Origin of the sequence: Nonomuraea sp. C10 (assembly GCF_008017515.1) — a bacterium.
Taxonomy (GTDB): Bacteria; Actinomycetota; Actinomycetes; order Streptosporangiales; family Streptosporangiaceae; genus Nonomuraea; species Nonomuraea ferruginea.
Genome location: NZ_VPFF01000003.1, coordinates 1,377,002 through 1,402,285 on the forward strand (window position 1 = coordinate 1,377,002; position 25,284 = coordinate 1,402,285).

Consider the following 25,284-nt stretch of genomic DNA (forward strand, 5'->3'; position numbering starts at 1 on the left):
GGTACATGCTGGCATCGCAGCTGCCGGTCCTGATCGTCCTGCTGTGCCTCGGCACGGCGGCGAAGGTGGCCGTCATACGGTCCGGCAGGGAGCCGAACGCGCTGGCCAGGCTCGGCCCCGCCGTGCTGGTGCCCGGCCGCTTCCGGGCCCCGGCGCTGCTGGCGTGCGGGGTGGCGGAGCTGGTGCTGGCCGCCGGGCTGCTGCTCACCACGCACCCGATCTTCCGTTTCGCGACGGTCGCGTTCTTCGCCATGTCCACGTACGTGCTCCTGGAGCTGCGCAGGCGCCGGCCCGACGCGGGCTGCGGGTGCTTCGGCGAGGTCAGCTCGGCTCCGGTCGGGGTACGGTCGATCGCCAGGACCATGGCGTTGACCGGCATGGCCGTGGTGACGGTGTGGGCGCCGGTGCCCGGCTGGGTGGCGTTCGCCCAGCCGTCGTGGGAGTTCACACTGGCTGGGCTGGTGGTGCTGGCCGTGCTCTCGCCCGAGATCGACGAGCTGATCGAGCGGGCCCGCCACCGGGCGCCGTGTGAGCAGCGCCGCGGGCCCGCCGAGGGGATCATGCTGGCGCGGCTGCGGTCGAGCGGCACGTGGCGGGCCCACCGGGCGGAGCTGACCACGGCCGAGCCCTACGACAGCTGGCGCGAGCTGTGCTGGCGGTTCTTCGCGTTCAAGAACCACCAGCAGGACGACGTGGTGTTCGCCGTCTTCATGGCAGGCCGCCGACCGGCCGTCAGGGTGGCGGTGGTCGAGGCGGACAGCGAGTCTCTGCCCTCGTATACGCCAGTATCGGCCTGACGCTAGAGAGAGCTAGATTCCTCTCGACGGGCATGACGATTTAACTCTATTGGGCTATCTAGCTTCCCCTCTAGACAACCCAATAGAGGTCTAGGGGTGCCGTCTAGATCGGTTGGGCACGCAGGAACCTCCCGAAATGCGGCACGGTGAACGCGATCAGCCCGCGCTCGGCGCTGTAGATCAGACCCTTCTTGATCAGGCTGTCGCGGGCGGGGGACAGGCTCGACGGCTTGCGGCCCAGGGACTCCGCCACGTCGGCGGTCGCCACCGGCTCGTCGCCGATCTCGGCCATGGCCCGCATGTAGTCGCGCTCGGCCGGGGTCGCGCGTTCGTAGCGGCTGCCGAAGAAGCCCACGGCCAGCTCCTCCTCGGCCTCCGGCGCCGACACCCGGACGTCGTCGAGCGTGATCGGGCTGCGCGGCGCGAGATCCCAGGCGACCTTGCCGTAGGCCTGCACGAAGTAGGGGTAGCCGTCGGCCGCGTCGTAGAGGGCGTCGAGCGCCTCCTGGGTGAACTCGACGTCTTCCTCGCGCGCGGGCAGCATGAGCGCCAGGTCGGCGGCCTCGCGGTCGAGCTTGTCGATGCGGGCGTAGCGGAAGAGCCGCTCGGAGTAGCTCTTGCTGGCCGACAGCACGCTCGGCAGGTGCGGCAGCCCGGCGCCGACCACGATCAGCGGGCCGCCGGTCTGCGACAGCTCGTGACAGGCGGCGCACAGGGCCGAGATGTCGGCGGACTGGACGTCCTGCATCTCGTCGATGAACAGCGCGATGCCCACGCCCAGGTCGGTCGCGACGCCCGCGGCGTCGACGAACAGCTCGGTGAGGTCGATCTCCAGGTCGCCGGAGTCGGCGCGGCCACGCGTGGCCGGCACCTCGATGCCGGGCGACCAGTGGGAGGTGCCCTTGGCCGCGGACGGGTCGCGCATCGCGAACGCCTTCAGCACGCCGAGGAACTCCTCGATGCGCTCCGGCGCGCGGTGGCGCGGCGCCAGCTCGCGGATCGCCATGTGGAGGGCGGCGGCGACGGGCCTGCGGATCGACTGGTCGGGCCTGGCCTCGATCTTGCCGGTGCCCCACAACCGCTGGATGGCCATCGAGCGGAACGTGTTGAGCAGCACGGTCTTGCCGACGCCGCGCAGGCCGGTGATGACCATGCTGCGCTCGGGCCGCCCGCGGGCCACCCGCTCCAGCACGACCTCGAACTGCTGCAGCTCACGGTCGCGCCCGGCGAGCTCCGGCGGACGCTGCCCGGCTCCGGGGGCGTAAGGATTGCGCACGGGGTCCACGCTCTCCGACTTTATTGCGCCATATAGCGGGCGTCTTAGATTCGGGAAGAAAGTGTGATGGCGTGTCCGAGCAGGGGGCATCGCGAGCACCGTCACCGGACACACCCCCTCTCACCAGGCCGAACCTCTGTTCGATTCGCGCTGGTACGACTGTAGCGCGGACTCGAACAGGTGCGCGATGATTTCAGGTAAAGATCTTCGCAACAGCTCCGCGCCCCCGTGCGTCATGGAAGTGTGGAGTTCGAGGATTTCGTCCGCGCCCGCGGGCCGGCCCTGCTGCGCTACGGGTATGTGCTCACGGGCAACCCCGACGACGCCGCCGACCTCGTACAGGAAGCGCTGCTCAAGCTGGGCGACTCCTGGCGGCGGGTGCGCAACAAGGACAACCCCGAGGCGTACGTGCGCATCACCATGGCCAGGCAGCACGTGAGCTGGTGGCGCAGGCGGCGGCGCGAGCGGATCACGGACGACGTCCCCGAGGGCTCGTACACCGACGCCCACTCCACCGGCGAGTTGTGGAAGGAACTGGCCACGTTGCCGGGCAGGCAGCGTGTCGTGCTGGTGCTGCGCTACTACGAGGACCTGTCGGACCAGGAGATCGCCGACATCCTCGGCATCTCACGCGGAACGGTTCGGAGCCTGGCCTTCCGTGCGCTCAACACGCTCCGGGTACGGCCGGCCGTCTTCGAGGGGAGGCATTCGTGAGGACCGAGGAAGAGCTGGTCAGGGCCCTGCGCGAAGGCGCGGCGGGCGCGCCCGACACGGATCTGCTGGCAGGCGTCGCACGGCTCCGCCGAAGGCGCACCATGCGGCGGGTCCAGGTGCTCGCCGCGGCGGCGGTGATCGCGGTGGCGGGTACGGGCACGGCGGTGGTCAGGGGTCTCGGCCCGGGGGAAGGAGAGGGTTCCCGGCCGGCGGCCACCGCGATGGTCACCGTGGCCCCCGTCGCGGCGACGGTGACGGAGCTGTGGCCGCAGGCGCTGTTCACGATGCCGGCGGCCAACGCCGACGGCTGGCGCTACCGCCCGGTCACCGCGCTCAGCGCCACTCAGGTGCTGCTCGCCGCCGAGTCCTCGTTCGAGAAGGCCGGCGCGTTCGAGATCTACGACACCGGGACCGGGACGGCCAGGGTGGTCGCCCAGGTGCCGAGAGGCAGGGGCCTGAAGAGGTACTTCCCCCAGTCCGCGACCGTGGGCCCCGCCGACATCGCCTGGTCCGGATCCGGCGAACGGGCTGACGGCACGCGCGTGAGCGAGATCTGGACCGCCCCCCTGGCCGGCGGCGCGGCGAGGCTCCTCGCCACCCGCACCGGCGAGGACGCCGACCTCGACGGGATCTCCATCGGCGGCGGCCACGTGGTCTGGTCCGAGACCGACGGCGGCCTGTGGCGCGTCCCGCTCGCGGGCGGCGACCCGGAGCGCGTCCCCGGCGGCGACGGCCTCCACCTGATCGCGTGGCCCTGGGCCGCCGACGTCGCCAAGGGCCCCGAGGGCTTCGAGCACAACCAGACCCGGCTGGTGAACCTCGCTGACGGCACGACCCGGACCACGGCCGCGCCGCCGGGCGTGACCGGCTGGAGGTGCGGCCCCGTCTGGTGCCACGGCCAGAGGGACGACGGCCTGCTGATCCAGCGCGCCGACGGCACCGGCACGCCGCGGTCGCGTCAGGTCCGCGGCGTCAGGATGCACGCCTATCCCGCGCTGGAGCGCTTCCTCGTCGACAGCGACGTGTACGACCTCGCCACGGACAAGCTGGGCCGCCTCGACGAGCCGACCGGCTGGTACGGCACCGGCACCTCGTCCGAGCCCAGCACGATCCTCTACTGGGGAGCGACCAAGGGGGACAAGCCGGACGAGTTCCGGGTGCTCAACTTGGCAGCCGTCCCACCTGCCCAATAGCGTTCGGCCCATGCGGACCTTCGCGAACATCCAGGAGCTCAAGGACGGCGTCGGCGAGACGTTCGGCCCCACCGAGTGGCGCACGATCACCCAGGACAGGGTCAACCTGTTCGCCGACGCCACCGACGACCACCAGTGGATCCACGTCGACGCCGAACGGGCCAAGGAGGGCCCGTTCGGCGGCACGATCGCCCACGGCTACCTGAGCCTGTCGCTGCTGCCGTCGTTCATGTTCGAGCTGATCCGCGTCGAGGGCATCCAGATGGGCGTCAACTTCGGCCTGAACAAGGTCCGCTTCCCCCGCCCCGTCCCGGTCGGCTCGCGCGTGCGCGCCGTCGCCGAGCTGACCAGCGTCAAGGGCACCCCGGCGGGCTACCTGTCGGCGCTCAAGATGACCATCGAGGTCGAGGGCGAGCGCCGCCCCGCCTGCGTCGCCGAGACCCTCTCCCTGTACGTGCCCGCCGAGTGATGCAACAGAAGCGCCCCTCTCACGGTCCTTGGATCCGTGGACCAATCGTTCGACGAGTTCGTCCGAGCCAGGGGTGACGCTCTCCTCCGGTACGGCTACGTACTGACCGGAAACACCGAGGACGCGGCCGACCTCGTCCAGGAGGCGCTGGCCAGGCTGGGCAACGCGTGGTCGCGGGTGCGCAAGAAGGACAGCCCCGAAGGCTACGTGCGCACCACCATGGTGCGGCTGCACATCAACGCCTGGCGGCGCCGCCATCGCGAGGACCTCGTCGCCGCCGTGCCCGAGCGCGGCGACTTCGACCGGTACGACGACGCCGACCTCTGGGCCGAGCTGGGCAGGCTGCCCCGCCGGATGCGTGCCGTGCTCGTGCTGCGCTACTACGAGGATCTCCCCGACGACGAGATCGCGGAGATCCTCGGCGTCTCCCGCGGCACCGTGCGCAGCCAGGCCGCGCGCGCCCTGGGCAAGCTCCGGATCACGCATGCGCTGGAGGAGGCGCGATGAGAAGCGAAGAGGACCTGATCCGCACCCTGCGCACCGCCGCCGGGCACGCCGAGCCGGAGCCCACGCTGGCGGCCTCGGTGGCCGCCCGCCGCAGGTCGCGCCGGCGTGCGGGGTGGGCGCGGACGGCGCTGGCCGCCGCCGCGGTGGTGCTGGTGGCGGGAGGCACGACGGCGGTCCTGTCCGACGGCGGCGGGCGGGCGCGACCGGCGGCCGAGCCCACCCGGGGTGTCGAGCAGGCCGCCGAGGTCTGGCCCGAGGCGATGTTCACGGTGCCGGGCACGGCCGTCGACGGCCGGGAATACCAGCCGATGGCCGCGATCAGCCCGGCCGAGGTGCTGGTGAGCGCCGTGGCACCCGGCGTGAAGCCGGATCGCCTGGAGGTGTTCGACACCGGAATCAGGCAGTTCCGGACGGTCACCAGCATGCCGAAGCCCAACGTGCCGGGCTACCGCTTCCGCGACGTCAAGGCGAGGGACAATCACATCGTCTGGTGGGGCGAGACGCCTCACGCCGGCGAAGGCGCATGGGCCGACTTCTGGTACGTGCCGCGAGCCGGCGGCGAGTCCGGGCACGTCGCCAAGCTGACCGGAGAGCTGGCCCAGGTGGACGCCGTCGACATCACCGGCGACCACATCGTGTTCTCCGTCGAGCGGGGCGGCGTCTACCGGCTCCCGCTGACCGGTGGCAAGCCGGAGAAGATCAAGGGCACCGACGGCCTCCATCTCAGGTCATGGCCGCTGGCCGCCGGCTACACCGCGGGTGAGTCGCACGAGCGGAACCAGAACCGCACGGTCAACCTGGAAACCGGCCGGTCGGCCGACGTCTCGGTGCCGAGCGGAGCCCGCGGTCTGATCTGCGGCATCCAGTGGTGCGCGGGCGTGCTCGACGGCGGCCCCTTCCGCCAGCGGCCCGACGGATCGGACCGCCGGCCGATCCCCGCCGACCTGCGCCCTCTGGTGTTCGAAGGCCTGCCCGCCGACCGGTTCGTGCTCGGCCGGCTGTCCTCCGGGCCGGTCATCCAGGCGTTGTACGACCTCACCACCGAAGAGGTCGTGGGCCTTGACGAGGCCGAGTCCGGCGGCGGCGTCCCCACGGTCTTCTCCTGGCGGGAAGGCTCGAACCTGACCGTGGTGAACCTGCTCGCCGTCAGGTGAAGGACAGCACGATCGCCGTCACCGCCGCCAGCGCGAGCACGCCCAGGTAGGCGAGGACCAGCCGGGTGTCCCGGAGCAGGCACTTGCTCCGGGTCAGCCCGGCCCGCCGCGCCTTCCAGTAACCCGCGAACCCCAGCCCGGCGAAGGCCAGCAGCGCCCATGGCCCGAACACCCAAGCCAGGAGCGCGATCGTCGCGTACACGCACAACCGGAGCGGATCGTACGGCGTGCTTGGTGGAGTCGTCACGGGAGCACCTCCAGCGGGAGCCGCAGCCGCGGTTCGGACGCCACCGCCGACAGTCGCTGCGCCGACAGCTGCGGCCATGCCTGCACGGCGCAGAACGGCGCGCACTGGTCCTGGGCCGACCGTGTGCCAACGTGCACGCAGCACTGCGTGAGCCGTTCCTCGATCATGGTCGAGATGTCCATGAACGGCTTGATCGTGATCCGGACCACCCGCTCGCCCATCATCCGGCGCAGCTTCTTGCGCCGGCCCGGCAGCGCCGACGAGGCCAGCGTGAGCAGCGTGGAGACGCCGAGGTCGCAGTTCTCGCAGATGTTGCGCCACAGCTCGCCGATCTGCGGATGCGACAGCGACGACTGCTCCGACAGCAGGTCGAGCAGCGACTCCTGCACCGCCAGGCGCAGCTCGCGGGGGATCTCGGAGTCGGCGATGCGGTTGGCGACCAGGCCCAGGTTCTCCTTGAGCCGGTCGTGGCCGATCAGCGCAACCAGCGAGCGCCACCGCTGCGAGTCGTCGCGGATGAGGTAGCCGACCGAGCAGCAGTGCGGGTGGGAGCACGGCAGCGCGGTCAGGTCACGCCACGTCACCAGCCCGCCGGTCTGCGGGCCGAGTCGCTTGAGCACGCCCGTGTGGGTCAGCCGGTCCATCGGGTCGATCGTCCCCGACCTGCCCGAGCCGAACTGCGGCTGCAGCGACACGCCGCCCACGAACGGGGTGTCGAGCGCCACCTTGACGACGTCGCCGATCTCACCGTCGTTCACGCCGAGCGCCGCCGTCATCACCAGCGTGGTGAAGATCTCCCGCTCCGAGAGCCGCGCCACGGCCTGCTGCTTCAGCCTGCGCAGGTCACCGCCGCGGTGGTGTCTCGACGCCTCCGCCGAGGAGCCGTCGTACTGCAGGTAGACCTCCACCCGCTCGCGGTGCTCGGTGAGCAGGTCGAGCAGGGCGTCGTCGCGGGCGATCAGCACGCCGTTGGTGTTGATCAGGATGCGGGTGATCGGGCGTGCGGCCAGCTCGTGCAGCAGCGTCTTCAGCTCGGGGTGCAGGGTCGGCTCGCCGCCGCTCAGCATGAGCACGTCGAGCTTGCCGTTCTCCCTGGCCAGCCGCTGGTCGACGTTCGCCAGCACCTCGGTGACCGGCACCACGCCGCTGAGCTCGGGCGAGCTGTCGGCGAAGCACGTGGGGCAGCGCAGGTTGCACGCCTCCGCGATGTCCTCCAGCAGGATGCAGGTGTGCTGCGTCTGCAGCTCGGGCAGCCCCTTGAGGTACGCCGCAGGCACCGGATCGAAGTTGCCCGCGAGATCCGGCACGTGCTGCTTGGTTGGAGCGGTCCACTCCTCCAGGTAGGCGAGGATCTCCGGGTCCTCGTCGTAGAGCGTGCGCACCAGCCCGTGCTCCCGGCAGCCCCGCTCCAGCCACACCTTGCCGTCGCGCACCGCCAGGTAGCCGCTCAGCCGCTCGATCCGGTCGAGGTCGCGGCCGTGGCAGTGGGGGCAGAACGCGTTCACGTAGCGGACGATGCGGTCGCCTCGGAGACCCATCCCCGTGCTCATGTCATGACCTTTCGCTTGAAGAGGGCAGCGTAGTAGCCGCGTCGCCACCCGTACGCGAGCCTCAGCCCGAGCAGCAGCATCCCCGGCAGGAGGAACCACTGCGGGCCCGTCAGCTCCAGCCACAGGATGTCGTTGGCCCGGGTGAACTCCACACAGAACCGGAAGAACGCGTACGCCGCGACATACAACGTGAACAGCTCACCGGGCCGGGTCAGCCGCTTGCGCGCCCACAGCAGGGCGGCGAACGCGGCCAGGTGGAAGACGATCTCGTACAGGAACGACGGATGCATCGCCTGCCCCGCCAGGCAGCCGGGGCAGTCGGGCGTGCTCGCGGGGGCGTGGACGCCCCACGGCAGGCCGGTCGGCCGGCCCGGGGCCTCGGTCAGGTGGCAGCCGATCCGGCCGACCGCCATGCCCAGCGCCACCGCCGGCGCGAACAGGTCACCGGTGCGCTCCTTGTAGCCGATGATCCGCTTGGCGACCAGGACCCCGACGTACGCGCCCGCCAGCCCGCCGAGGACGCTGCGCGAGCCGTACAGCCACAGCTGCTGCAGGTCCAGCGTCTCCAGCCAGCCGGCCAGGCGCATGCCGATGGCGCCGCCGACCAGCGCGCCGGTGACGGCCACCAGCGACTGCTCGTTGAGCGCGCCCCTGCTGCGGGCCTCGTAGAAGAACACCACCGAGGCGACCGCGACGCCGAGGCCGACGAAGATCTCGTGCAGCGGCATGTCACGCGCCGTACAGTGCAGGGTTCAGCCCCGTGCACAGCCCTGCCGTGCAGATCGACCAGAGTGCCCAGCCGATCATCAGCCCCATCCCGATCCCGCGCGTCCAGGGTCTGCGGATCAGCACCAGGACGAGGCCCGCGACCAGCCCGAGGCCCACCAGCGTCGCGGTGCCGGCGATGAGCATGGGTCGGCTGTGTTCGGGAGTGCTGATGGCGCCGAGGAAGACGAAGAAGCCGAGGATCGCGTTGATGACGCTGTAGACGGTCAAGCCTACGAATGCCATCCCGATGGTGATCCCGACCTTGTCGCCGGTGGACGGCGGGGGAGGGGGCGGCGCCCAACCGCCCATCCCGGGACCGTACGGGGGCCCGGGCGGCGGGCCCTGCGGTGGGCCGTGCGGCGGGCCCTGCGGTGGGCCGTGCGGCGGGCCCTGCGGTGGGCCGTGCGGTGAGCCCTGCCAGGGAGGACCCTGCGGCGGCTCCTGCGCGTGGCCTTGCGGCGGGCCCTGCCAGGGAGGACCCTCCGGGGGAGGCGCTTGCCACGGCGCTCCCTGTGGCGGTGGCGGCGGAACCTGTCCCGGCAGCCCGTCACGGAAGTTTCGGGTCGGTCCCTCCTGGCCCGGATCGTGCTTGCCGGGATCGTCCGGCGGTGGTGTCGTCATCCCTCTCCCTCTTGGCCGACGAACAGGATGGAACCCGCCGGTTGACGTCCGCTTTCAGGCGTACAACCCCGGATTGAGCCCCGTGCACCAGCCGGCCGACACGATCGACACCAACCCCCAGCCGATCATCAACCCCAGGCCCAGCCCTTTGGACCACGGCCTGCGCAGCGACAGCAACACCACCCCGCCCCCGAGCGCGCCGACGGCCAGGAAACCGGCCGCCAGTGCCAGCACCACGTTCGTGGCCATCGACACGGCGACGACCCCCACGAAGACGTTGACCACGATGTAGGCGAAGAGCCCGACCACCGCGAGCCCCACGACCACGCCGGTGGACCGGGGCTGCTGTGGCTGTTGAGGCGGTGGCATGGACACGACGCCCACATTACGGCCCTATCTCCCCTTCTGAGTAGTAGATGGCCGCCTGCACCCTGCTCTTCAGGCCCAGCTTGTGGAGCACCCGGCTGACGTGCGTCTTCGTCGTCGCCTCGGCCATGGCGAGCTCTTCGGCGATCTCCGCGTTGGACAGCCCCCGCCCGATGCACGCCAGCACCTCCCGCTCCCGAGGCGTCAGCGTCTTCGGATCCACCGGCTCCCGCCGCGCCGGCGCCTGCTCCCCGAACGCCTTGATCAGCCTGCGCGTCACCCCCGGCGAGATCAGCCCGTCACCCCCGGCTACCAAGCGCACCGCGTCGACCAGCGCGTCCGCGTCCGTGTTCTTCAACAGGAACCCGGCGGCCCCTGCCCGCAACGCGCCGAACACGTACTCGTCCACGTCGAACGTCGTCAGGATCAGCACATCGGTGATGCCCGCCAGCTCCGCCGTGGCCGAGATGCCGTCCATCCTGGGCATGCGGATGTCCATCAGCACCACGTCGGGCCGCAGCTCCTTGGCCATGGCGACCGCTTCCACACCGTCGGCCGCCTCCCCGACCACCTCGATGTCCTCGTCGCCATCCAGGATCAGCACGATCCCGGCCCGCACGGCGGCATGATCGTCAGCCACCAGCACCTTGATGCCCACTCGGCCCACCTCGCCTTTCACCAGCTCACCCACCGGCGTATGCCACGCTGCAATCTCCCCCACCGGCCCCATCGACGTATGCCGCGCTGCAACCTCGTCCACCGGTCTCACCGACGTATGCCGCGCTGCGAGCTCGCCCAGCGATCCCCTTGACGTATGCCGCGTTGCCACCGTCCGTCCGGCGACGGTGCCCTTCATCCACCCTGGAGGACTTCACGTCGCCTCCCGGCCCGGCGCCGGGAGCGTCGCCGAGACACGCCAGCCGTCCGCGTGCGGCCCGGCCTCGAACGTCCCGCCCACGAGACCGGCCCGCTCCTTCATCCCCACGAGGCCCGCACCGGCCCCTGGCAGCCGGTCGTCCCGGCTGCTCGCCGCGTTGTCGACGGTGATCGACACCTGGTCCGGCTCGTACACCAGATGAACCCTGGCCGGCGAGTCGCCGTGTTTGAGCGCGTTGGTCAGCGCCTCCTGGAGGATCCGGTAGGCCGCCAGGTCAATGGGCGCGGGCAGGTCACGGGGCGGGCCGTCGACGCTCAGCTCGGTGGCCAGCCCGGACTGGCGCGACCGCTCCACCAGGCCCTCGGCGTCGCGCAGCCGAGGTCTCAGGGCCTCGCCCTCGTCGCCCTCCTGCCGCAGCAGCCCGATCATGGAACGCATCTCGGCCAGGCCCTGCACGCTGTTCTCCCGTACGGACTCCATGATCGTCCGCACGGTGGCCGCGTCGAGGTCCTTGCGTGACAGCACCGCGGTGGACTGGATGGCGATGGCGCTGAAATGGTTGGCGATCATGTCATGCAGCTCGCGCGCCATCCGTGTCCGCTCGGACGTGATGGCCGCCTGCCGGTCGAGCTCCGCCAGCCGCGCCACCTGCTCGGCCCTGGCCCGCTCGGCCGCCGCCTGGTCGCGGTGCTGGCGCAGGATGTGGGCGGTGGTCACCGGCGTGACCAGGATCAGCCCCAGCTGGACCACGGTGAGCGCGAGCGCCCGCCAGTCGGCCCAGAGAAACCCCGTCACCGCCCCGGTCCCCACCGCCGCCACCGTCGTGATCACCAGCAGCCAGCGGGAGAACCGGGCCGGCCCGTAGAGCGCGGCCGCGTACAGATTGTCGGTGTAGACGAGCACCGTGCCCAGCGACGGCCCCACGAACAGGTCGAGGACGACTCCCACCGTGCCCAGCCCGAGCGAGCCCAGCGGCGACCGGTAACGCAGCAGCACGGCCAGACACGTGATCGCCAGCGGGATGGCGAGCACCCAATCGGGCACGCCGCGGTCGATGCGGGCCCCGGACTCGATCAGCGCCAGGCCCACGAGAAAGGCCAGGCCCGCACCCAGCGCCACGCGGTTCATGCCCACATCCCACCACGTCGCGCGGCGAATTCGATCCTTCGCGGGACGGCCTGTGGATACACACTTCGATGTATCCACAGGCCGTCCCCCAAGAGGATGTTTTCCCTGTACGAGCCGGAAGACTGGACATCGTGATTGTCGCCGTCATCATCGCCTGCGAGATCGGCTTCTGGATCCTGCTCGGTCTCGGCCTCGCCTGCCGCTACCTGTGGAACCGCCGCACCCTCAGCAACATCCTGCTGATCAGCGTCCCCCTGCTGGACGTGATCCTGCTCGCGGCGGCGGTCATCGACATGCGCGGCGGCGCCCCGGCGGACTTCAAACACGGCCTCGCGGCCGCGTACCTCGCCTATTCGATCGTGTTCGGCCACAGCACGCTCAAGTGGGCCGACGCCAAATTCCACCACCGCTACGCCGGCGGCCCCCCACCGCCCCGCCCGCCCGAGGCCGGCTCCGCCAGAACCCGCTCCGAGTGGATCTTCTGGCTGCGGATCGTCCTCGCGTACGGGATCGCCTGGGCGGTCGTCCTGGTCATGGGCTGGCTCGTGGGGAAGCCGGGGAGCATGGGGGAGCTGTACATGTTCCTCGGCCAGGCGGCCAAGGTCCCGCTGATCGCCCTGATCTGGCCGGTCAGCTACACACTGTGGCCCAAGAAGGAGGAACCGGCGGGGTCATGAAAGCCGTAACTGGTTCGAGGCATCGCTCAGAACCCGCTATGCTTGCTTACGCAGCGAGCGGCCGTAGCTCAATGGATAGAGCATCTGACTACGGATCAGAAGGTTAGGGGTTCGAGTCCTCTCGGCCGCGCACCTGGTCAAAGGCCCTCTGGGATGATCCCGGAGGGCCTTTTTCGATCTCGTACAGCAGCGTTATACAGCAACGCGGCCGAGCTTAATCGGCTGATTCGGTAGTCAGACGCTGATTCAGCCGGTCGAGGGCCTTTCGGGTCTCGGGGCTCGGTATCTGGGTGTACACGTCCATGGTCATCGAGATCTGCGAGTGTCGCAGGATGCGCATCGCCACGCGTGGGTGGACGTCGAGGGCGGCCAGGAGCGAGGCGCACGTGTGGCGGGTGTCGTGGACGCGGATGCGCGGGACGCCTGCTCGGCGGCAGTGGCTTTCGAAGGCCCGGTTGAAGTTGCGCGGCTCGATGGGTGTGCCTGTCCGTGTCGTGAACACCAGCTCCGAGTTCTTCCAGTTGTCTCCGGCCGTCTTATGTGCTTGTTCCTGGGTGCGCATACGGTGCCGGAGGGCGGTGACGCACAGGCCGAAGAGCGGCAGGGAGGCCGTTGAGTCTTCCGTCTTGGTCGTCTCCCGATGCAGGAGCTGGCCTCCGACCCTGGTGAGCTGACGGGAGATCCAGAGTTGTTCGCCGACGAGGTCGACGCAGTCCCAGGCGAGGCCGAGGACCTCACCACGGCGGAGGCCCAGGACGAGGATGAGCACGTAGGCGGCATAGAGCGGATCGTCGATTTCCCGTAGATGTTCGAGGAACTTGCGAGCCTCGTCGACGGTCCACACGGTGTGCTGGCGCTTCTTCTTGGTCTTGCTGGCGCTTGGCAGCGTGGTCAGCGAAACGACGTTCTTCGTGATCACCTCTTCCCGAAGGGCATGACCGAGAGCAGCGCGTAGGACTCGGCGGATGCCGGCGATGCTGCTGCGGGAGAGGTAACCCTTGCAGCACTTACCGATCGAGCAGCACCGCCGCTTGCGCTCGGGCCGCTTGTGATCTTTCTGCTGGTCGCAGCAGGTGCAGAGGGTGGGCAGGGTGTTGAGCCAGGCTTGGACGTCGCGGACGGTGAGCTTGTCGAGCCGCTTCTTGCCCAGTCCGGGGATGATGTACAGCCGCACGAGCGGTTCGTAGGCGACGTACGTCGTCGGCTCCCGGTTCGGCTCGATGACCTCGACGAGCCAGCGCTTGAGGAAGGCAGCCACGGTCTCGTGCTTGGTGGCCACGGGGCCTTTGCGGGCCTGGTCGTGGAGCTGGAGCCACTTCTCGTGGGTTTCCTCGCGGGTCTTGCCGTAGGCCCATTTGCGGGTGCGCTTGCCCTCTGGTGTGGTGACCCATATATAGCGGCTCTTCGAACTTGATCGGGGTTGAGGTCTGCCTGCCGCCCCCGGTCGCGTGGCTGGGGTGAGATCGCCTCTTGAGGGAGCTCGCGGCTCTCGTCGATCATTTCTGTTGTCTACGCAGAAGATCACAACAGAAGAGCCGCGAGCATGGTCAACGATACGACGCGGTTGCTGGGCCTGGATGGCCTGGCCGTCGTCGAGGTCATCGCAAGAGATGAACACGCTGGTGAGGGGCCGATCGTCTGGTTGGCGACGATGGACGAGCGGGCGCGGGTGTGCCCCGGCTGCGGGGTGATGGCCACCCGGATGAAGGAGTGGGTGACCACCCAGCCGCGCGATCTGCCGATCGCCGGCCGCCACTGCCAGCTGCTGTGGCGCAAGAGGCGCTGGATCTGTTCGGCTGACTGTCCGCGCAAGACGTTCACCGAGCAGGTGCCGCAGATCCCGGCACGGGCGAGGCTGACCCAGCGGTTACGCCGGTCCAGTGGTGCGGCGGTGGCCGACGGCGGTCGCACGATCGTGCAGTCGGCACGGGATCACAGGGTGTCCTGGCCGGTGGCCTCGGCGGCGTTCACCGTCCATGCCGGGCGGGTGCTGCCGGCCGAGCCGGAGCCGGTCGCCGTGCTGGGGATCGATGAGACGCGCCGTGGCCGTCCCCGCTGGGTCTATGACGAGGCGGCGCAGGCGTGGAAGGCGGTGGTGGACCGCTGGCATGTCGGGTTCGTGGACCTGTCCCACGGTCAGGGCCTGCTCGGCCAGGTCGAGGGCCGCACCACGCAGGCGGTCGTCGACTGGCTGGAGGCACGTGGCCAGGAGTGGAAGGAGCAGGTGGCGCACGTCGCGATCGACATGTGCACGATCTTCAAGGCGGCCGTGCGGGCCGCGCTGCCGCACGCGGTCCTGGTCGTCGATCACTTCCATGTGGTGCAGTTGGCCAACGCCGCTGTCACCGAGGTCCGGCGGCGCCTGACCGTGCAGGTGCGCGGGCGGCGTGGCCGTAAGGGCAACCGGGAGTGGGAGCTACGCAACCGGCTGACGCGCTCGGCCGCCCGGATGCACGGCTCGCAGCTCGACCCGATGCTGGACGATCTGATGGCCCTGCCCAGACGGCTCGGAGCGCCGATTCTGGCTGCGTGGAATGCCAAGGAAGATCTGCTGGATGTGCTCGCGCTGGCGCGCGCCCACCCCGACCGGACCGTGATCGCCGACCGGCTGTTCCGTTTCTACGATCGGTGCGCAGCCTCCGGCCTGCCCGAACTCGAACGGCTGGCGAGCACCATTGAGACCTGGTGGCCACAGATCCTCGCCTTCATCCGGACCGGCATCACCAACGCGGGCTCCGAGGGGACCAACCGCGTGATCAAGACCGTCGCCCGTGACGCCTACGGTTTCCGCAACCCCGAATCACAACGACTGCGCACTCGCTGCGCCACCACACGAAAAAGCCGCGGCTGCCTCAACCCCGCTTAACTTCGAAGAGCCTATATAGCTTGCCCAGCCGCCTTTGTACGGGAAGATCGAGCCTTCGCCGTTTGAGCGCTTGCCCATCAGATGGCCTCCTCGCACAGGCGGGTGATGTAGGCGTCCAGGGCGGACGACGGGATGCGGCGGCAGCGGACGCCGACGACGATGGAGGCGAGTTCGCCGGAGCGGATGAGGTTGTAGAGAGTCCAGCGGCTGACCTTCAGCACGGCCATGGCTTGAGGAACGGTGAGCAGTTCAGAGGTCATTTGGGGCTCCGAGCTGGGTTCCGGTCAGGGCGGCGGCGAGGATCTGGTCTCCTAGGGTGAGGCCTTGTCCGGCGTACTCCCAGTGCGCGATCACGAGGACGGTGTCTTCCTTGAAGAGGGGCAGGCGGCCGGTGGTGATGTTCTCGGCGCGCATGTGTTCTTCACGGGCGGCGCGGAGGGCACCGAGGGTGGTGGAGTAGCGGCGGGATTTGGTGGAGAAGTGGCCGCGGAAGCCGAGCATGTGGGCCCACTGGATCAGCCGGAGATCGGCCAGGTCTTCCAGGGCACCCAGGCGCATACAGGCGTCGATCAGCCGGCGGGCGTGGGGCCGGATCGGGAGGGCGTCGAGGTCGTCGAGGGACTGAATGCGCCGGTCCAGGGTGCCGACGCACTCGGCGGCTTTGGTGGCGTACTTGGCGATGTAGGCGGCGACGGCCTGCTCTGTGAGTTCGCCGTCCAGGGTGATGCGGCGGATGTCGAGCTGCTCGCCCCAGCGGAAGGTCCGGGCCAGCGGCTTGACCTCGGCGGTCACGACCGTCGCCGCGTGTTGGATGGCGTCGGCCAGTGCGTCGGCGGTGGCCCAGGCCGGGGGCGGTGAGGTGGGGCCGTCCGGGCCGTCGAGGCGGATGACGCCGTGGAAGTGGACCAGGCCGCGCCGTTGGTACTCGGCGACCTTGGCGAAGGAGATGACGGCCTGCTCACGCAGGGTCTTGAGGGTGAGGCCGGAGAGTTTGGCGAAGCGGCGGCGTAGGGCTTCGGTGAAGCGCCGCCACAGCTCGGGGCTGATCGCGTTGAACAGGACTGAGCCTTCGTAGTCGTAGCAGTCCGGGCAGAGCGGTTCCCCGAGTCGGGAGTCGTCGGCGGAGTGCCGGGCAGTGCAGGACATCACCTGTCCGTGCGGGCAGGTGTCGGCGTTGCGGCGGGCGTGGCAGGGCAGGACCTTGCCGTTCTTCTCCCGCCGGACATGCACGGCTCCGAAGGACGGGGCGGTCAGGGTGACGAACAGGCACGGGTGTGCGCTGACCGTCTCCGGGACGCCTTTGCCGCCGACGAGGCCGGCGCGGATGAGTTGGTAGGTGTCGGCGCGGTAGGTCTCGGCGCAGGCCGGGCAGCGGGAGGCGCGGCGGGTCTTGCACGGCACGCGCAGGATGCCGTCGGGTTCGGTGCGGGTGGTGTAGCGGTGCAGGAGTTGGCCGGTTGCCTGGTCGTAGTGGTCGACCTTGCCGCGCAGGTGGATGGGCTGGCGGCAGCCGCCGGTGGCGCGGATTTGGGAGGCCCAGCGGTCGTAGTCGGGGTGGTTGAGCCGGTCGATCATTCCGGCGACGGCGTGGGAGTGGGCAAGGCAGGGCAAGATGGGACCGTCCTATCCAGTGTTGCTGGTGTGGGATGGCCCCCGGCCTGGCGGACGTCTTGGCGGATGTGTGGCCAGGCGGGGGGCGCTACAGCGATTCAGGCGCCGTGGTTGTCGATGCCGGTGCCGTGGCAGTCGGCGCAGGTGTCGTCGGTGAGGCCGGTGCCGCCGCAGGTGCAGCAGCGGTAGCGGACGATCGGGATGGCGTCGAGGATCTCGGGCCAGTCGGCCCAGGGCTGTTCGGTCATGGCGGTCACCGGCTCTTGCGCGGGGTGATCGTCACGTACATGCGGTAGCTGCGGGGCCGGGCGCGGTCGGGGTAGGCCCGCGACATCGAGGTGACGTCGAAGACCTCGCGCAGGTGGAGCATGCCGAGCGCGATCTCGGCGCGGTTTCCTTCGAGGCGGATGCGCATGGTGGTTCTCCTTCAGTTGGTGTCGGGTGTGATGCAGTCGCGGTAGCTGTCGTGGGCGGCGTGGCGGGCGCGGGCGTCGGACAGGATGGCCACGGCCCGGTACTCGACAGGGCCGAAGCACACCGACGTGGCGTAGTGGCCGCCGCCCGGGTCGACCGGGCTGCCGAGAAGGTCGGCGATGGCGTCGATCTGGGCGCGCATCTGGTCGTCGTCGGCGTCCCGCGCGAAGTAGTGGACGACGGCCCTCCGGGGTGTGGGCGCGTCGGGGTTGGCTTGGAGGAAGACGGCCAGGTGGATGAGGCCGTGGATGAACGCGGTGCGGTCGTTGGTCATCGGTGATCTCCTTGTCATGCGGTGCGGAGGGTGCGCAGCAGGTCTGAGGCGAGCTGGTTGGACACGCCCAGGCGGGCGCGGAGCTGGTCGCGGGTGATGGGCTTGCCGTAGGTGGTGTGATGTTCGTCGGCGACGCGGCGGGCGTAGTCGACGAGTGCCGGGTCGGGCGTGGGCCCGTCGTCCTGCCGGTCGTCCTGGCCGTCCTGGCTGGCGGGGACGAGCGCGGGACGGTCCTCGTACGGGACGGCTTGCGGACGTTCGGGGACGGGCGGGGACGCCGCCGTCCAGGACGGGGACGTCTGCGGCACGTCCGGGGACGGCTCCAGGCGGTTGGCAGCGGCGCGGCGCTCCAGCATGGAGACGGCGACGAGGAACGCAGCGGCCGGGGTGGCTGCCGTGATCCAGCCCCACACGGTCGAGTCGGCCTGTTGCAGGTTCGCCGCCAGCGACAGCACGACGCCGCCGGCCAGGACGAGCACCGGCCAGGAGACCGGGCCCCGTCGGATGCGGCCGGTCTTCTTGTCACGCTGGCGCTCGCGAGCGGCCATCACGCACGTGAGGTCGATGCAGACGGCCACGGCCCAGGCCATCCAGCCGTGCTGGCCGTGCTCGGTGGCGGTGTCGCGGATGTGAGTGAACGAGCCCGCTCCGGCGATGAGGGCCAGGACGAGGACGGGGCCGGTGTCGAGCAGCCAGGCGGCCAAGCGGCACATCACGATTCCTCCCTTCTGGTCAGGCGGTCAGGCGGTCTGCGAGTCGGGCAGTTCGTGAGGCTGCGCGGCCATCACGTCCGCCCAGGCCGGGGCGAGGCCGGCGTAGGTGCGGGCGGCGTGTTCGGCCGCGGCTTCGCTGACGTAGAAGGAGCGGGCCCGGTACCACTGGCCGTCCTGGCTCGCGACGATGGCGACACCGGGTGTCTCGGACGGGATGGCGCGGGCGGAGTCGAGCGCGGCCGGGTCGAGGTCGCCGAGCGTCATGGTCGCGGTCTCCGGATCGTTGACCCGATGGCAGATCCGGCCCGAGCACTGCGCCCGCAGCGCCGTGACGCCAGGCCCGAGGTCGGAGCCGATCCGCTGGCCGCAGCAGAACAGGTAGATGCCGAACGCCCGCCCGAGCTGCGCCACCCGCAGCAGCGCGGTCGAGGTCTTGGCGATCTCGTCCTTCTCACTCTTGTCGGCCATCAGGTAGAGCTCGGCGAGCTCGTCGACCAGGACCACGACCGGGACCGGCCGCATGGTGGGCGGGAGTTGCCAGATGTTGCGCGCGGCGGCCATCCGGCACACGCCCATCCGGTCGGTCATGAGCGCCACCAGGTCATCGAGCAGCCCGCCGCACTCGGCTCGACTGGTGGCCAGCGCCGACAGGCGCGGCGCGTACGGGGTGAACTCGACTCCGCCCTTGAGGTCGAAGCCGACCAGCGCCACTGGCTGTGGCGCCAGGCCGACGATCAGGGCGTTGGCGAGGTTGGACTTGCCAGACTGCGTGGCTCCGGCGTTCAGCCAGTGCGGGACGGTCTTGAAGTCGACGACCCACGGCCCGCCGGTCTCCAACCGGCCGACGGTGACCTTGAGCAGTTCGGTCGAGGGCGGCAGCTCGTCGACCTTGACCAGCGGGTCGCGCATGGTCGCGGCCAGCCGTACCCGCCCGGGCTTGTCGGAGGAGACGCGCACGGCGTGCACGCCCCAGGAATGGGCGAGCCGTTCGGCGACGTCGGCGTAGTCGCCGGGGATCTGGCCTTCCAGGGTGTGCAGGGTGACGCGCCAGCCGTGCCGGGTCGGCAGGGGCAGCCACATCCAGGGCTTGGTGTCCACGGCGACGCGCTGGAACTTGCGTCGGACGCGGACGACGCCGGTCGAGGAGACCAGGCCGGGGACGGTGGTGAACCAGAAGCGCTGCCGCTTCTTGGTCAGGCCGCAGCCGAGCGCGACCTTGCGCCAGGTGGCCCGCACGGTGATGGCCACTATCGGGAAGCCGACCACGAACCAGAAGGACCGGTAGTGCCAGCGGCGCCAGGCCCAGAGCCCGGCCGCGACCGCGGCCAGGACCCCGAGCGCCCACCAGAGCAGGTCAGACATCGGCCGCCTCCCGTAGCGGGAGGAGGGCGGTGGCGCGGTAGGAGATGCCCCAGCGGCCGGCGATCTCCCAGACGTAGCCGAGCAGGCCGACAGCGTTGACCGGGTCGCCGGCCTTGATGGGCGGCTCTCCGGTGATGCCGATCTTGACGAGTTCGATCCGGCCGGTCTCGTCTTCCACGGAGACGGTGACCTCGTAGACGGTGTTGCCGTTCTTGTCGGTCTTGATCTCGCCGGTGTCGCGGTTGAGGACGCGAGGGCGCGGGGCCTTCACGCAGGTGATCGTGAGCTTGTTCGTGTCGACAGGGATGGGGACGGTACGCATGGCGGGTTCCTTCGAGTATCGGATCAGTGACTCTCTGCATACATAGAACGCTTAGCATTCCAAGTTGTCAAGGGCTTCCACGCAGACTTGGTTGGCATGTCGTGTCGCCTGTGCTGAACTGGAGAGACAGGCACCTCGTGGAAGGCGGCGGATGGTCGAGAAGACCGGTCGGCCCGGCTATCTCCAGATAGCCGACGACTTGCGCGCGCAGATCAGATCGGGCTCACTCGCGCCCGGCGCCGCGCTGCCGTCGACCGCCCAGCTAGGCCAGCGCTACGACGTGTCCGCCAGCGTGGTCAAGGCGGCCATCAGCGTGCTTCGTACCGAGGGGCTTATCGTCGGCCAGCAGGGCAAGGGCGTCTTCGTGCGCGAGGACGCCGCGGCCCGAGCCGAGGAGGCCGACCGATCCGAGCAGGCCGGCTCTTCTGAGCTCATGGAGCAGCTCGCCCAGATGCGCGGCGCTCTGGCGGATCTCGGCGAGCGGATCGCCGACCTTGAGAAGGCCGTGTTCCGAGAGCCGAAGCGATCTCGCTGACCCGACAGGCCAGCTCCTCCATCTCGGACCGGATCGCACGAAGCTCGTCCAGCAGTTCTTTGTTTGCGGTCATTTCGGCACCCCTTTTCTGGCTGGTCGTTATCCCGGCGGGGATGCCGATAGTTCACCGCGGATTCGCGCTCTTGAGTATCACGGAGCGTTAGCTAAGCTTCTGCATTGCTGCCTGCACGGCGGTTACACATGCTCTTACACATGCCCGCCCCTCGAAGTGCGTCAAAAGGATGCGATGAAGACAATTCACCGCCCCGGATGGCAGCCGATCATCCTGCGCCAGCACCGCGAGGCACACGGCCTCACCTTGGAAGCCGCAGGTGACCAGCTCCGCCAGGTCGCCCGCAGGCACGGCCTGTCCGCACCGGCCGCCAATTTCCAGACACTCTGGGCACACGAACAGGGATCGGTATATCCCGGACCTCACTACCGCCGTGCCTATTGCCTGCTCTATCAGGCGAATGAGCCGACCCTGGGTTTCCGGCTGCCGCTTCCCGGCGAAATAGCCGAAGTGGAAAATTCCATCTCGGATTTGCCTCAACCCTCCGACCCCGCCGCTGACAACGCCGCCGCCCAGGTCATCGAAGAGACACTCGTCAAAGTCTCCGGCGCCCCCGCCAACGCTGAGCAGAACGCCCTCCTGAACCGCGTCGTGGATGCCTGGCGACGCCGACACGGGCAGGGCAGCCCCAAACCGATCCTGATTCTCGTGGGCGGCTACGCCGGATCGGGCAAGAGCGAGTTCTCCCGCTTCCTGTCCGACATCACCGGCTGGGCCTTCTTGGACAAGGACTCAATCACCCGCGCCATGGTCGAACGGCTGCTCGTCTCCCTCGGCGGCGACCCACACGACCGGCACACCGAGCTCTACCTGAGCGAGGTCCGGCCGCTGGAGTACCGGTGCCTGATGGAGACCGCGTTCGACAACCTCAAGGTCGGCACCTCAGCCATCCTGGCCGCACCGTTCATCGCCGAGCTGGCCGACCCCGCCTGGATCTCCCGGCTGACCAACCGGTGCGCCGCCAAGGGCATCGATGTCGCGGTGGTTTGGGTGCGCTGCGATGTCGAGTCCATGCGGGAGTACATCGAGTTCCGCGGCGCCCCTCGGGACGCGTGGAAGCTGCAGAACTGGGAGACGTACATCAGCGGCCTCGACACCGACAGCAGCCCCGAGACTGCCCACATCACCGTCGACAACCGCCTCGGAGCCGCGATCAGCCTGGCCGACCAGACCCGCGAGACATTGAAACGAATTCTCGCGTGAGAGGCGTGGTGCTGTACGGGCCGCCGGCGAGTGGCAAGAGCACCCTGACCGCCGCCCTGACCTCGCTCGATCCCCGGTTCGTGCTGCTACGCAAGCTCAAGGCCGGCACCCGGAACGGCGATGAGTACGAGTTCGTCAGCTTCGAGCGCCTGGCCGAGCTGCGCACCGCCGGGCGGCTGCTGGTCGAGAGTCACCGATACGGCAACGCCTACGCCGTCGACCGCCACCAGGTCGAGCGGATCGCCATGGCCAAGCAGGTACCGGTCGTGCACATGGGCAGCATCCCCGACATCCGCCGCCTGCTCGACTCCGGCCCGTGGCTGCTCGTCCTGCTGTGGGTGCCGCGTGAGGTATGCGAACAGCGATCCCGCCAGCGCGGGGACAACGACACTGTTCAGCGATTGCGCGCGTGGGACGAAGCCATGGCCGATCTGAACCGTTACGACGAGAGCCTGTTCACCTGCCGCTTCCGCACCCACGAGATCACGCCTGCCGGGGCCGCTCGCCGAATTGTCCGCGCTTTCGAGGACCCACGAGCGGCGGCGCCCAATCACCGGGCCAGGCCATCCATTCACCGCGCCTGACCACGGAGGATCTGCTCCCACAGCTCCATTGCGGCCCGTGGCGACGTCCAGGGGCTCTCCATGGCCACGCCATTGTCGGTCATGCGCCGCACAAACCACAGGCCGGCGGCCGCGCACAACTCGAAGGCGGGTCGACGACAGCAACAGGTGTGTGCGCGCACTCGTACCCGCTGAGCCCGGCGCGTTGGCGGGCTCCAGTCGACCGGTTCTGCGTCCGGCTCTGGAGCTCTGGCGTGGGCGCCGTGGTACTCGGAACGAGAACCCAGACGAGTCACGATCTCACCGCCCTGCGTTCCTGACCCCATGTGGGGCAACGAGTGGTCTGATCTGCTCACCGCCGACGCGGAACGTGTCGGTGTCATAGCCGGGCATCGCCATACGGGCACAGTAGCGGCCCTGTTCAAGCCTGTCCATGCCATGTCAAAGCATGGGCTGGAACGAGACGTATGTTCAGGTATTTCTATGGTTAGACCGTGATGGAGTTCGAGCCGGATCGCTTCAGGTGGGAGCAGATCACCGACACCCTCCGCCGGCGGATCAGTGACGGCACCTATCCCCCGAAACACAAGCTGTCCGAAGTGCAGCTCATGCAGGAGTTCGGTGTAGCCCGCGGCACCCTCCGCAAGGCCATGCAACGGCTACGCGACGAGAAGCTCATCTACACGATCCCCAACCTGGGCAGCTTCGTCGGCCAGCGCACCGAACCCGGCACTGGCGACAACCCGCCCAGCGCCTAATTGCAGCCGACCGGTTCAGCACACCAGGGAACCGTAGAGTGCCGTCCAGACAGCCGGACATCGCAGACCGGGGGCCAAGGTCATCAAGGCTCTCAAGATCGTGTCAGGTCTCAGGACCTGCGTGACAGATCCGGCTCGGGAGTGGGTGACACTCCGGCTAGATAATCTGTCGTTCTCCTGGTGCCTATTGAACCGGGAATTCGTGACCGTGTCCCGACGTAGGGGGCGGGAGTTCTTCGATGTGCAGGTCGGAGAAGACCAGAGTGAGGTCGTGCACGTTGGTCTCGATCCGGACCTCATGGAAATCGATCCCGATGGCTGCGGCCCAGCTGCGGGCGATGGGTGAGTCGCTGACGAGCGTGGCACCGGGATAAAGGCTCTGAAAGTTGACGCCCCAGACGTATCCGTCGAGCTCGACGCCGCTTTCGTAGGTGGTGAGCCGGTCGTCGAGCGATACCCGCCAGGTGTGGGCCGGCAGCGCGGTGGTGCAGGTGGCCTGCACGCAGTACCGGAACAGGTAACGCAGCGGCGCCGGTGTGGTCCCGGTCCGGGGATCGGGCATCGGCAGGATCGCGAGCTGGTAGTCGCGCATGTGATCCACGAAGCCGTGCCGCAGCAGGGACTGGTCGAAGAGGTCGTCCAATGCCTGCTGCAGCTTGATCACGTCCATGGACGCAGTTCTACCCGCCCGAGGTGACCTTCCGTTGGTGCCGGGGCTTGCGGACTTTGAACCAGGCGATCGGCTTGATGGTGGTACGGGCGACCTCGGCGATGACCTGGCTGGCATGCCTGGTGATGCGGAAGGTCTCGTCGGTGTCCTCGATGGTCACGGTCGTGGCAGCGTGGCCGATGCCGATGCCGATGCCGACGCGGATGCGCTGGCCTGCGATGGAGAGCTGGCCGCGGCTGCTGACGCGCCGCTGCACGCGGATCGGCTCGTCGGCCTGCCGTGGTTCGGGTCCGGCGGCAGCGCGTCCCGGAGGCAGCTCACCGCGCGGTTTCCGTCTGGTTCCGCGTCTCACCGCTGTAGCCGGCCTGAAGCCCTAGCCAGTGCAAGCTTCGCTATCGTTCCGGGTATCGACGCGAATACTGGCGCGAGCGGCGCAGCGAGCGCAACCGAGCGGACCCCCCCACCATCGCCGCGTTTAGTCGAAGTCGGAAAAGTCCAGTTCATCCTGCGTAGCCACCTCCTCGGCGGGAGGCGGCTTGATGTCGATCGCGTCGCCCCAGCCGGAGAACCGCACATCGGCGGTTCGGAGAGTGCGGTCTTTGACCTTCCAGGGGGAGTCGGGCTCGTCATACCGCGTCTGGCACCTGCGTACGAGCTGATCCGAGCCAAGCCACAGCCGCCACTTGACCGGCAACTTGGCGTAGCTCGCGTACCGTCCCGTGGGCTTTTCGAGCATGCCCACCCACAGACGCGGATTGAGCTTGTACAGCTCGCCGATGGTGGTGCTGCCCTCATAAAGGGTGGTGCGGGTGCCGTCATAGACGCCGGCGGGCCGCTTGGCCGCCGCGGTGGACAGCACGTGCCGGAGGGTGGCGGGATCGCTCAGCCTGATCTGCCCGCACTCCAGGGACAGGTCGTTCTTCTTGGTTTCCAAGACCCAGGACTTGCCCGCCGGCAGGTAGGCGGGGCGGTCGGGGTACCAGCCGTAGGAACGATCCGGGAAGCCGATGCCCCGGGAGGGGCCGCCAGGTAAGGGCTTGGAGTAGCGGACATCGACGGCCACGATTCCACCGCCACCGAACTTGTAGACGGCCCGCCCTCGGGTGGTGACGTTATCCTTCTTCGGACCCCAGACGCTTCGGTAGACCGAAGTCTCCCGCACCCCGCCATGACCATTGAGCTGCCGCTTCAGCGCCGCGACCGGACCGGGAGCGGTGACGGCTTCGGCGTGCGGGCCGATGACCGAGACCGATGCTGTCAGCACGAGAGCCAGCCCGATCGTCCATCGACCCATGCTCATGCACTCCCCGCTCGATTCCGTGCCGTCCGGAACGGAGGCCGTGGGAGATCTTCGCGAATGAAGATCTCAACGCTGTCACGGACGGACTTCGGCGGAGCCCGGCCGGAGGGAACCGTGGGTGGTGACGTCGCCGGACGTGCCGGTAGCGGGGCTGCAGCAGGTCGACGCGAGCCTGGCCCGCACGTAAATGCTGATCAGGTCGAGCACCGATGGCGA

The 25,284-nt window shown here is 69.2% G+C and carries 32 protein-coding genes and 1 tRNA gene; 13 read left to right on the forward strand and 20 right to left on the reverse strand.

Annotated features, from left to right (window positions below; all coding sequences use genetic code 11):
- Window positions 1-5 precede the first annotated feature (5 nt).
- Entirely contained in the window at window positions 6-797 is a 792-nt protein-coding gene (locus FR742_RS38150) for a MauE/DoxX family redox-associated membrane protein (RefSeq protein ID WP_261809006.1), read from the forward strand.
- 103 nt (window positions 798-900) lie between these two features.
- Here the strand turns inward: FR742_RS38150 and FR742_RS38155 are convergent, their stop codons facing one another.
- A complete protein-coding gene (locus FR742_RS38155) occupies window positions 901-2,082 on the reverse strand; it encodes an ATP-binding protein (protein WP_148036109.1) in 1,182 nt (393 codons plus the stop codon).
- Between the two features lie 234 nt (window positions 2,083-2,316).
- Between FR742_RS38155 and FR742_RS38160 the strand changes: the two genes are divergently transcribed.
- Genes FR742_RS38160 through FR742_RS38180 form a run of 5 tightly spaced genes read left to right on the forward strand, consistent with a single transcriptional unit; the run spans window position 2,317 to window position 6,110 of the window.
- On the forward strand, window positions 2,317-2,787 hold the full coding sequence (locus FR742_RS38160) for a SigE family RNA polymerase sigma factor (RefSeq protein WP_261809007.1): 471 nt from the start codon (window positions 2,317-2,319) through the stop codon (window positions 2,785-2,787).
- Entirely contained in the window at window positions 2,784-3,980 is a 1,197-nt protein-coding gene (locus FR742_RS38165; RefSeq protein WP_148036111.1) for a hypothetical protein, read from the forward strand. Before FR742_RS38160 ends, FR742_RS38165 begins: the two co-directional genes overlap by 4 nt.
- Window positions 3,981-3,990: 10 nt before the next feature.
- A complete protein-coding gene (locus FR742_RS38170; RefSeq protein WP_148036112.1) occupies window positions 3,991-4,449 on the forward strand; it encodes a MaoC family dehydratase in 459 nt (152 codons plus the stop codon).
- Between the two features lie 36 nt (window positions 4,450-4,485).
- Window positions 4,486-4,956 carry a SigE family RNA polymerase sigma factor gene (locus tag FR742_RS38175; protein WP_148036113.1) on the forward strand — a complete coding sequence of 157 codons (471 nt, stop codon included), beginning with the start codon at window positions 4,486-4,488 and terminating at the stop codon, window positions 4,954-4,956.
- Window positions 4,953-6,110, forward strand: a complete 1,158-nt coding sequence (locus tag FR742_RS38180) for a hypothetical protein (RefSeq protein ID WP_148036114.1) — start codon at window positions 4,953-4,955, stop codon at window positions 6,108-6,110. The genes FR742_RS38175 and FR742_RS38180 overlap by 4 nt, the downstream gene beginning before the upstream one ends.
- Here FR742_RS38180 and FR742_RS38185 read toward each other — a convergent pair.
- The 7 genes from FR742_RS38185 to FR742_RS38215 form a co-directional block, all read right to left on the reverse strand.
- On the reverse strand, window positions 6,103-6,357 hold the full coding sequence (locus FR742_RS38185; protein WP_148036115.1) for a hypothetical protein: 255 nt from the start codon (window positions 6,355-6,357) through the stop codon (window positions 6,103-6,105). The two genes, FR742_RS38180 and FR742_RS38185, sit on opposite strands and share 8 nt — an antisense overlap.
- Window positions 6,354-7,907 (reverse strand): radical SAM protein, encoded by a 1,554-nt coding sequence (locus FR742_RS38190; RefSeq protein WP_148036116.1) that lies wholly within the window; start codon window positions 7,905-7,907, stop codon window positions 6,354-6,356. The genes FR742_RS38185 and FR742_RS38190 overlap by 4 nt, the downstream gene beginning before the upstream one ends.
- Entirely contained in the window at window positions 7,904-8,635 is a 732-nt protein-coding gene (locus FR742_RS38195; protein ID WP_148036117.1) for a prolipoprotein diacylglyceryl transferase, read from the reverse strand. The genes FR742_RS38190 and FR742_RS38195 overlap by 4 nt, the downstream gene beginning before the upstream one ends.
- 1 nt (window position 8,636) lies before the next feature.
- Window positions 8,637-8,984 (reverse strand): hypothetical protein, encoded by a 348-nt coding sequence (locus tag FR742_RS38200; RefSeq protein ID WP_187281568.1) that lies wholly within the window; start codon window positions 8,982-8,984, stop codon window positions 8,637-8,639.
- Between the two features lie 366 nt (window positions 8,985-9,350).
- Entirely contained in the window at window positions 9,351-9,671 is a 321-nt protein-coding gene (locus tag FR742_RS44895; protein ID WP_187281569.1) for a hypothetical protein, read from the reverse strand.
- Between the two features lie 10 nt (window positions 9,672-9,681).
- Window positions 9,682-10,353, reverse strand: coding sequence for a response regulator transcription factor (locus FR742_RS38210; RefSeq protein ID WP_308249186.1), 672 nt, complete (start codon window positions 10,351-10,353; stop codon window positions 9,682-9,684).
- Between the two features lie 180 nt (window positions 10,354-10,533).
- Complete coding sequence (locus tag FR742_RS38215; protein WP_261809008.1) at window positions 10,534-11,667, reverse strand: sensor histidine kinase; 1,134 nt, start codon at window positions 11,665-11,667, stop codon at window positions 10,534-10,536.
- Between the two features lie 131 nt (window positions 11,668-11,798).
- On the opposite strand from FR742_RS38215, the gene FR742_RS38220 reads away from it, so the two are divergent.
- Window positions 11,799-12,344 carry a hypothetical protein gene (locus FR742_RS38220; RefSeq protein WP_148036120.1) on the forward strand — a complete coding sequence of 182 codons (546 nt, stop codon included), beginning with the start codon at window positions 11,799-11,801 and terminating at the stop codon, window positions 12,342-12,344.
- Between the two features lie 57 nt (window positions 12,345-12,401).
- Window positions 12,402-12,474 (forward strand) — tRNA-Arg (locus FR742_RS38225).
- 84 nt (window positions 12,475-12,558) lie between these two features.
- Here the strand turns inward: FR742_RS38225 and xerC are convergent.
- Window positions 12,559-13,623 carry a tyrosine recombinase XerC gene (xerC, locus tag FR742_RS38230; protein ID WP_222709257.1) on the reverse strand — a complete coding sequence of 355 codons (1,065 nt, stop codon included), beginning with the start codon at window positions 13,621-13,623 and terminating at the stop codon, window positions 12,559-12,561.
- Window positions 13,624-13,887: 264 nt separating this feature from the next.
- On the opposite strand from xerC, the gene FR742_RS38235 reads away from it, so the two are divergent.
- Complete coding sequence (locus tag FR742_RS38235) at window positions 13,888-15,210, forward strand: ISL3 family transposase (protein WP_148033658.1); 1,323 nt, start codon at window positions 13,888-13,890, stop codon at window positions 15,208-15,210.
- Window positions 15,211-15,287: 77 nt separating this feature from the next.
- Here the strand turns inward: FR742_RS38235 and FR742_RS38240 are convergent, their stop codons facing one another.
- From FR742_RS38240 to FR742_RS38270, 8 genes are all read right to left on the reverse strand, one after another.
- Complete coding sequence (locus tag FR742_RS38240) at window positions 15,288-15,470, reverse strand: AlpA family transcriptional regulator (protein WP_148036121.1); 183 nt, start codon at window positions 15,468-15,470, stop codon at window positions 15,288-15,290.
- A complete protein-coding gene (locus FR742_RS38245) occupies window positions 15,460-16,785 on the reverse strand; it encodes a replication initiator (protein ID WP_148037216.1) in 1,326 nt (441 codons plus the stop codon). Before FR742_RS38245 ends, FR742_RS38240 begins: the two co-directional genes overlap by 11 nt.
- Before the next feature lie 134 nt (window positions 16,786-16,919).
- The gene (locus tag FR742_RS44900; protein ID WP_187281570.1) at window positions 16,920-17,069 is read right to left on the reverse strand and encodes a hypothetical protein; all 150 of its coding nucleotides are present in this window, start codon (window positions 17,067-17,069) and stop codon (window positions 16,920-16,922) included.
- A gap of 5 nt (window positions 17,070-17,074) precedes the next feature.
- Window positions 17,075-17,236, reverse strand: a complete 162-nt coding sequence (locus tag FR742_RS44905) for a hypothetical protein (protein WP_187281571.1) — start codon at window positions 17,234-17,236, stop codon at window positions 17,075-17,077.
- Window positions 17,237-17,248: 12 nt separating this feature from the next.
- Complete coding sequence (locus FR742_RS38255) at window positions 17,249-17,569, reverse strand: hypothetical protein (RefSeq protein WP_148036122.1); 321 nt, start codon at window positions 17,567-17,569, stop codon at window positions 17,249-17,251.
- A 14-nt stretch (window positions 17,570-17,583) separates the two neighbouring features.
- A complete protein-coding gene (locus tag FR742_RS38260; RefSeq protein WP_148036123.1) occupies window positions 17,584-18,282 on the reverse strand; it encodes a DUF2637 domain-containing protein in 699 nt (232 codons plus the stop codon).
- Between the two features lie 27 nt (window positions 18,283-18,309).
- The gene (locus tag FR742_RS38265; protein WP_148036124.1) at window positions 18,310-19,644 is read right to left on the reverse strand and encodes an FtsK/SpoIIIE domain-containing protein; all 1,335 of its coding nucleotides are present in this window, start codon (window positions 19,642-19,644) and stop codon (window positions 18,310-18,312) included.
- The gene (locus FR742_RS38270) at window positions 19,637-19,966 is read right to left on the reverse strand and encodes a hypothetical protein (RefSeq protein ID WP_148036125.1); all 330 of its coding nucleotides are present in this window, start codon (window positions 19,964-19,966) and stop codon (window positions 19,637-19,639) included. Before FR742_RS38270 ends, FR742_RS38265 begins: the two co-directional genes overlap by 8 nt.
- A gap of 151 nt (window positions 19,967-20,117) precedes the next feature.
- Here FR742_RS38270 and FR742_RS38275 point away from each other — a divergent pair, with 151 nt between their 5' ends.
- From FR742_RS38275 to FR742_RS38290, 4 genes are all read left to right on the forward strand, one after another.
- Entirely contained in the window at window positions 20,118-20,501 is a 384-nt protein-coding gene (locus FR742_RS38275) for a winged helix-turn-helix domain-containing protein (protein ID WP_148036126.1), read from the forward strand.
- Between the two features lie 247 nt (window positions 20,502-20,748).
- Window positions 20,749-21,777, forward strand: coding sequence for an AAA family ATPase (locus FR742_RS38280; RefSeq protein ID WP_148036127.1), 1,029 nt, complete (start codon window positions 20,749-20,751; stop codon window positions 21,775-21,777).
- Between the two features lie 5 nt (window positions 21,778-21,782).
- Window positions 21,783-22,361, forward strand: coding sequence for a guanylate kinase (locus FR742_RS38285; protein ID WP_261809009.1), 579 nt, complete (start codon window positions 21,783-21,785; stop codon window positions 22,359-22,361).
- Between the two features lie 476 nt (window positions 22,362-22,837).
- Entirely contained in the window at window positions 22,838-23,098 is a 261-nt protein-coding gene (locus FR742_RS38290; RefSeq protein WP_222709344.1) for a winged helix-turn-helix domain-containing protein, read from the forward strand.
- Window positions 23,099-23,282: 184 nt separating this feature from the next.
- Here FR742_RS38290 and FR742_RS38295 read toward each other — a convergent pair whose 3' ends face one another.
- The 3 genes from FR742_RS38295 to FR742_RS38305 form a co-directional block, all read right to left on the reverse strand.
- Window positions 23,283-23,768, reverse strand: a complete 486-nt coding sequence (locus FR742_RS38295; protein ID WP_148036130.1) for a hypothetical protein — start codon at window positions 23,766-23,768, stop codon at window positions 23,283-23,285.
- 10 nt (window positions 23,769-23,778) lie between these two features.
- Complete coding sequence (locus FR742_RS38300; RefSeq protein WP_222709258.1) at window positions 23,779-24,024, reverse strand: hypothetical protein; 246 nt, start codon at window positions 24,022-24,024, stop codon at window positions 23,779-23,781.
- A gap of 219 nt (window positions 24,025-24,243) precedes the next feature.
- On the reverse strand, window positions 24,244-25,062 hold the full coding sequence (locus FR742_RS38305) for a hypothetical protein (RefSeq protein WP_148036131.1): 819 nt from the start codon (window positions 25,060-25,062) through the stop codon (window positions 24,244-24,246).
- Between the last annotated feature and the right edge of the window lie 222 nt (window positions 25,063-25,284).

Bases quoted from the DNA above. Each gene is read 5' to 3' on its own strand.
- FR742_RS38150 (WP_261809006.1), top strand. From the start codon at position 6: ATGCTGGCATCGCAGCTGCCGGTCCTGATCGTCCTGCTGTGCCTCGGC.
- FR742_RS38170 (WP_148036112.1), top strand. From the start codon at position 3,991: ATGCGGACCTTCGCGAACATCCAGGAGCTCAAGGACGGCGTCGGCGAG.
- FR742_RS38180 (WP_148036114.1), top strand. From the start codon at position 4,953: ATGAGAAGCGAAGAGGACCTGATCCGCACCCTGCGCACCGCCGCCGGG.
- FR742_RS38190 (WP_148036116.1), bottom strand. From the start codon at position 7,907: ATGAGCACGGGGATGGGTCTCCGAGGCGACCGCATCGTCCGCTACGTG.
- FR742_RS38195 (WP_148036117.1), bottom strand. From the start codon at position 8,635: ATGCCGCTGCACGAGATCTTCGTCGGCCTCGGCGTCGCGGTCGCCTCG.
- FR742_RS38200 (WP_187281568.1), bottom strand. From the start codon at position 8,984: ATGGGCGGTTGGGCGCCGCCCCCTCCCCCGCCGTCCACCGGCGACAAG.
- FR742_RS38215 (WP_261809008.1), bottom strand. From the start codon at position 11,667: ATGAACCGCGTGGCGCTGGGTGCGGGCCTGGCCTTTCTCGTGGGCCTG.
- FR742_RS38235 (WP_148033658.1), top strand. From the start codon at position 13,888: ATGGTCAACGATACGACGCGGTTGCTGGGCCTGGATGGCCTGGCCGTC.
- FR742_RS38240 (WP_148036121.1), bottom strand. From the start codon at position 15,470: ATGACCTCTGAACTGCTCACCGTTCCTCAAGCCATGGCCGTGCTGAAG.
- FR742_RS38245 (WP_148037216.1), bottom strand. From the start codon at position 16,785: ATGATCGACCGGCTCAACCACCCCGACTACGACCGCTGGGCCTCCCAA.
- FR742_RS44900 (WP_187281570.1), bottom strand. From the start codon at position 17,069: ATGACCGAACAGCCCTGGGCCGACTGGCCCGAGATCCTCGACGCCATC.
- FR742_RS44905 (WP_187281571.1), bottom strand. From the start codon at position 17,236: ATGCGCATCCGCCTCGAAGGAAACCGCGCCGAGATCGCGCTCGGCATG.
- FR742_RS38255 (WP_148036122.1), bottom strand. From the start codon at position 17,569: ATGACCAACGACCGCACCGCGTTCATCCACGGCCTCATCCACCTGGCC.
- FR742_RS38260 (WP_148036123.1), bottom strand. From the start codon at position 18,282: ATGTGCCGCTTGGCCGCCTGGCTGCTCGACACCGGCCCCGTCCTCGTC.
- FR742_RS38265 (WP_148036124.1), bottom strand. From the start codon at position 19,644: ATGTCTGACCTGCTCTGGTGGGCGCTCGGGGTCCTGGCCGCGGTCGCG.
- FR742_RS38270 (WP_148036125.1), bottom strand. From the start codon at position 19,966: ATGCGTACCGTCCCCATCCCTGTCGACACGAACAAGCTCACGATCACC.
- FR742_RS38275 (WP_148036126.1), top strand. From the start codon at position 20,118: ATGGTCGAGAAGACCGGTCGGCCCGGCTATCTCCAGATAGCCGACGAC.
- FR742_RS38280 (WP_148036127.1), top strand. From the start codon at position 20,749: ATGAAGACAATTCACCGCCCCGGATGGCAGCCGATCATCCTGCGCCAG.
- FR742_RS38290 (WP_222709344.1), top strand. From the start codon at position 22,838: ATGGAGTTCGAGCCGGATCGCTTCAGGTGGGAGCAGATCACCGACACC.
- FR742_RS38295 (WP_148036130.1), bottom strand. From the start codon at position 23,768: ATGGACGTGATCAAGCTGCAGCAGGCATTGGACGACCTCTTCGACCAG.
- FR742_RS38305 (WP_148036131.1), bottom strand. From the start codon at position 25,062: ATGGGTCGATGGACGATCGGGCTGGCTCTCGTGCTGACAGCATCGGTC.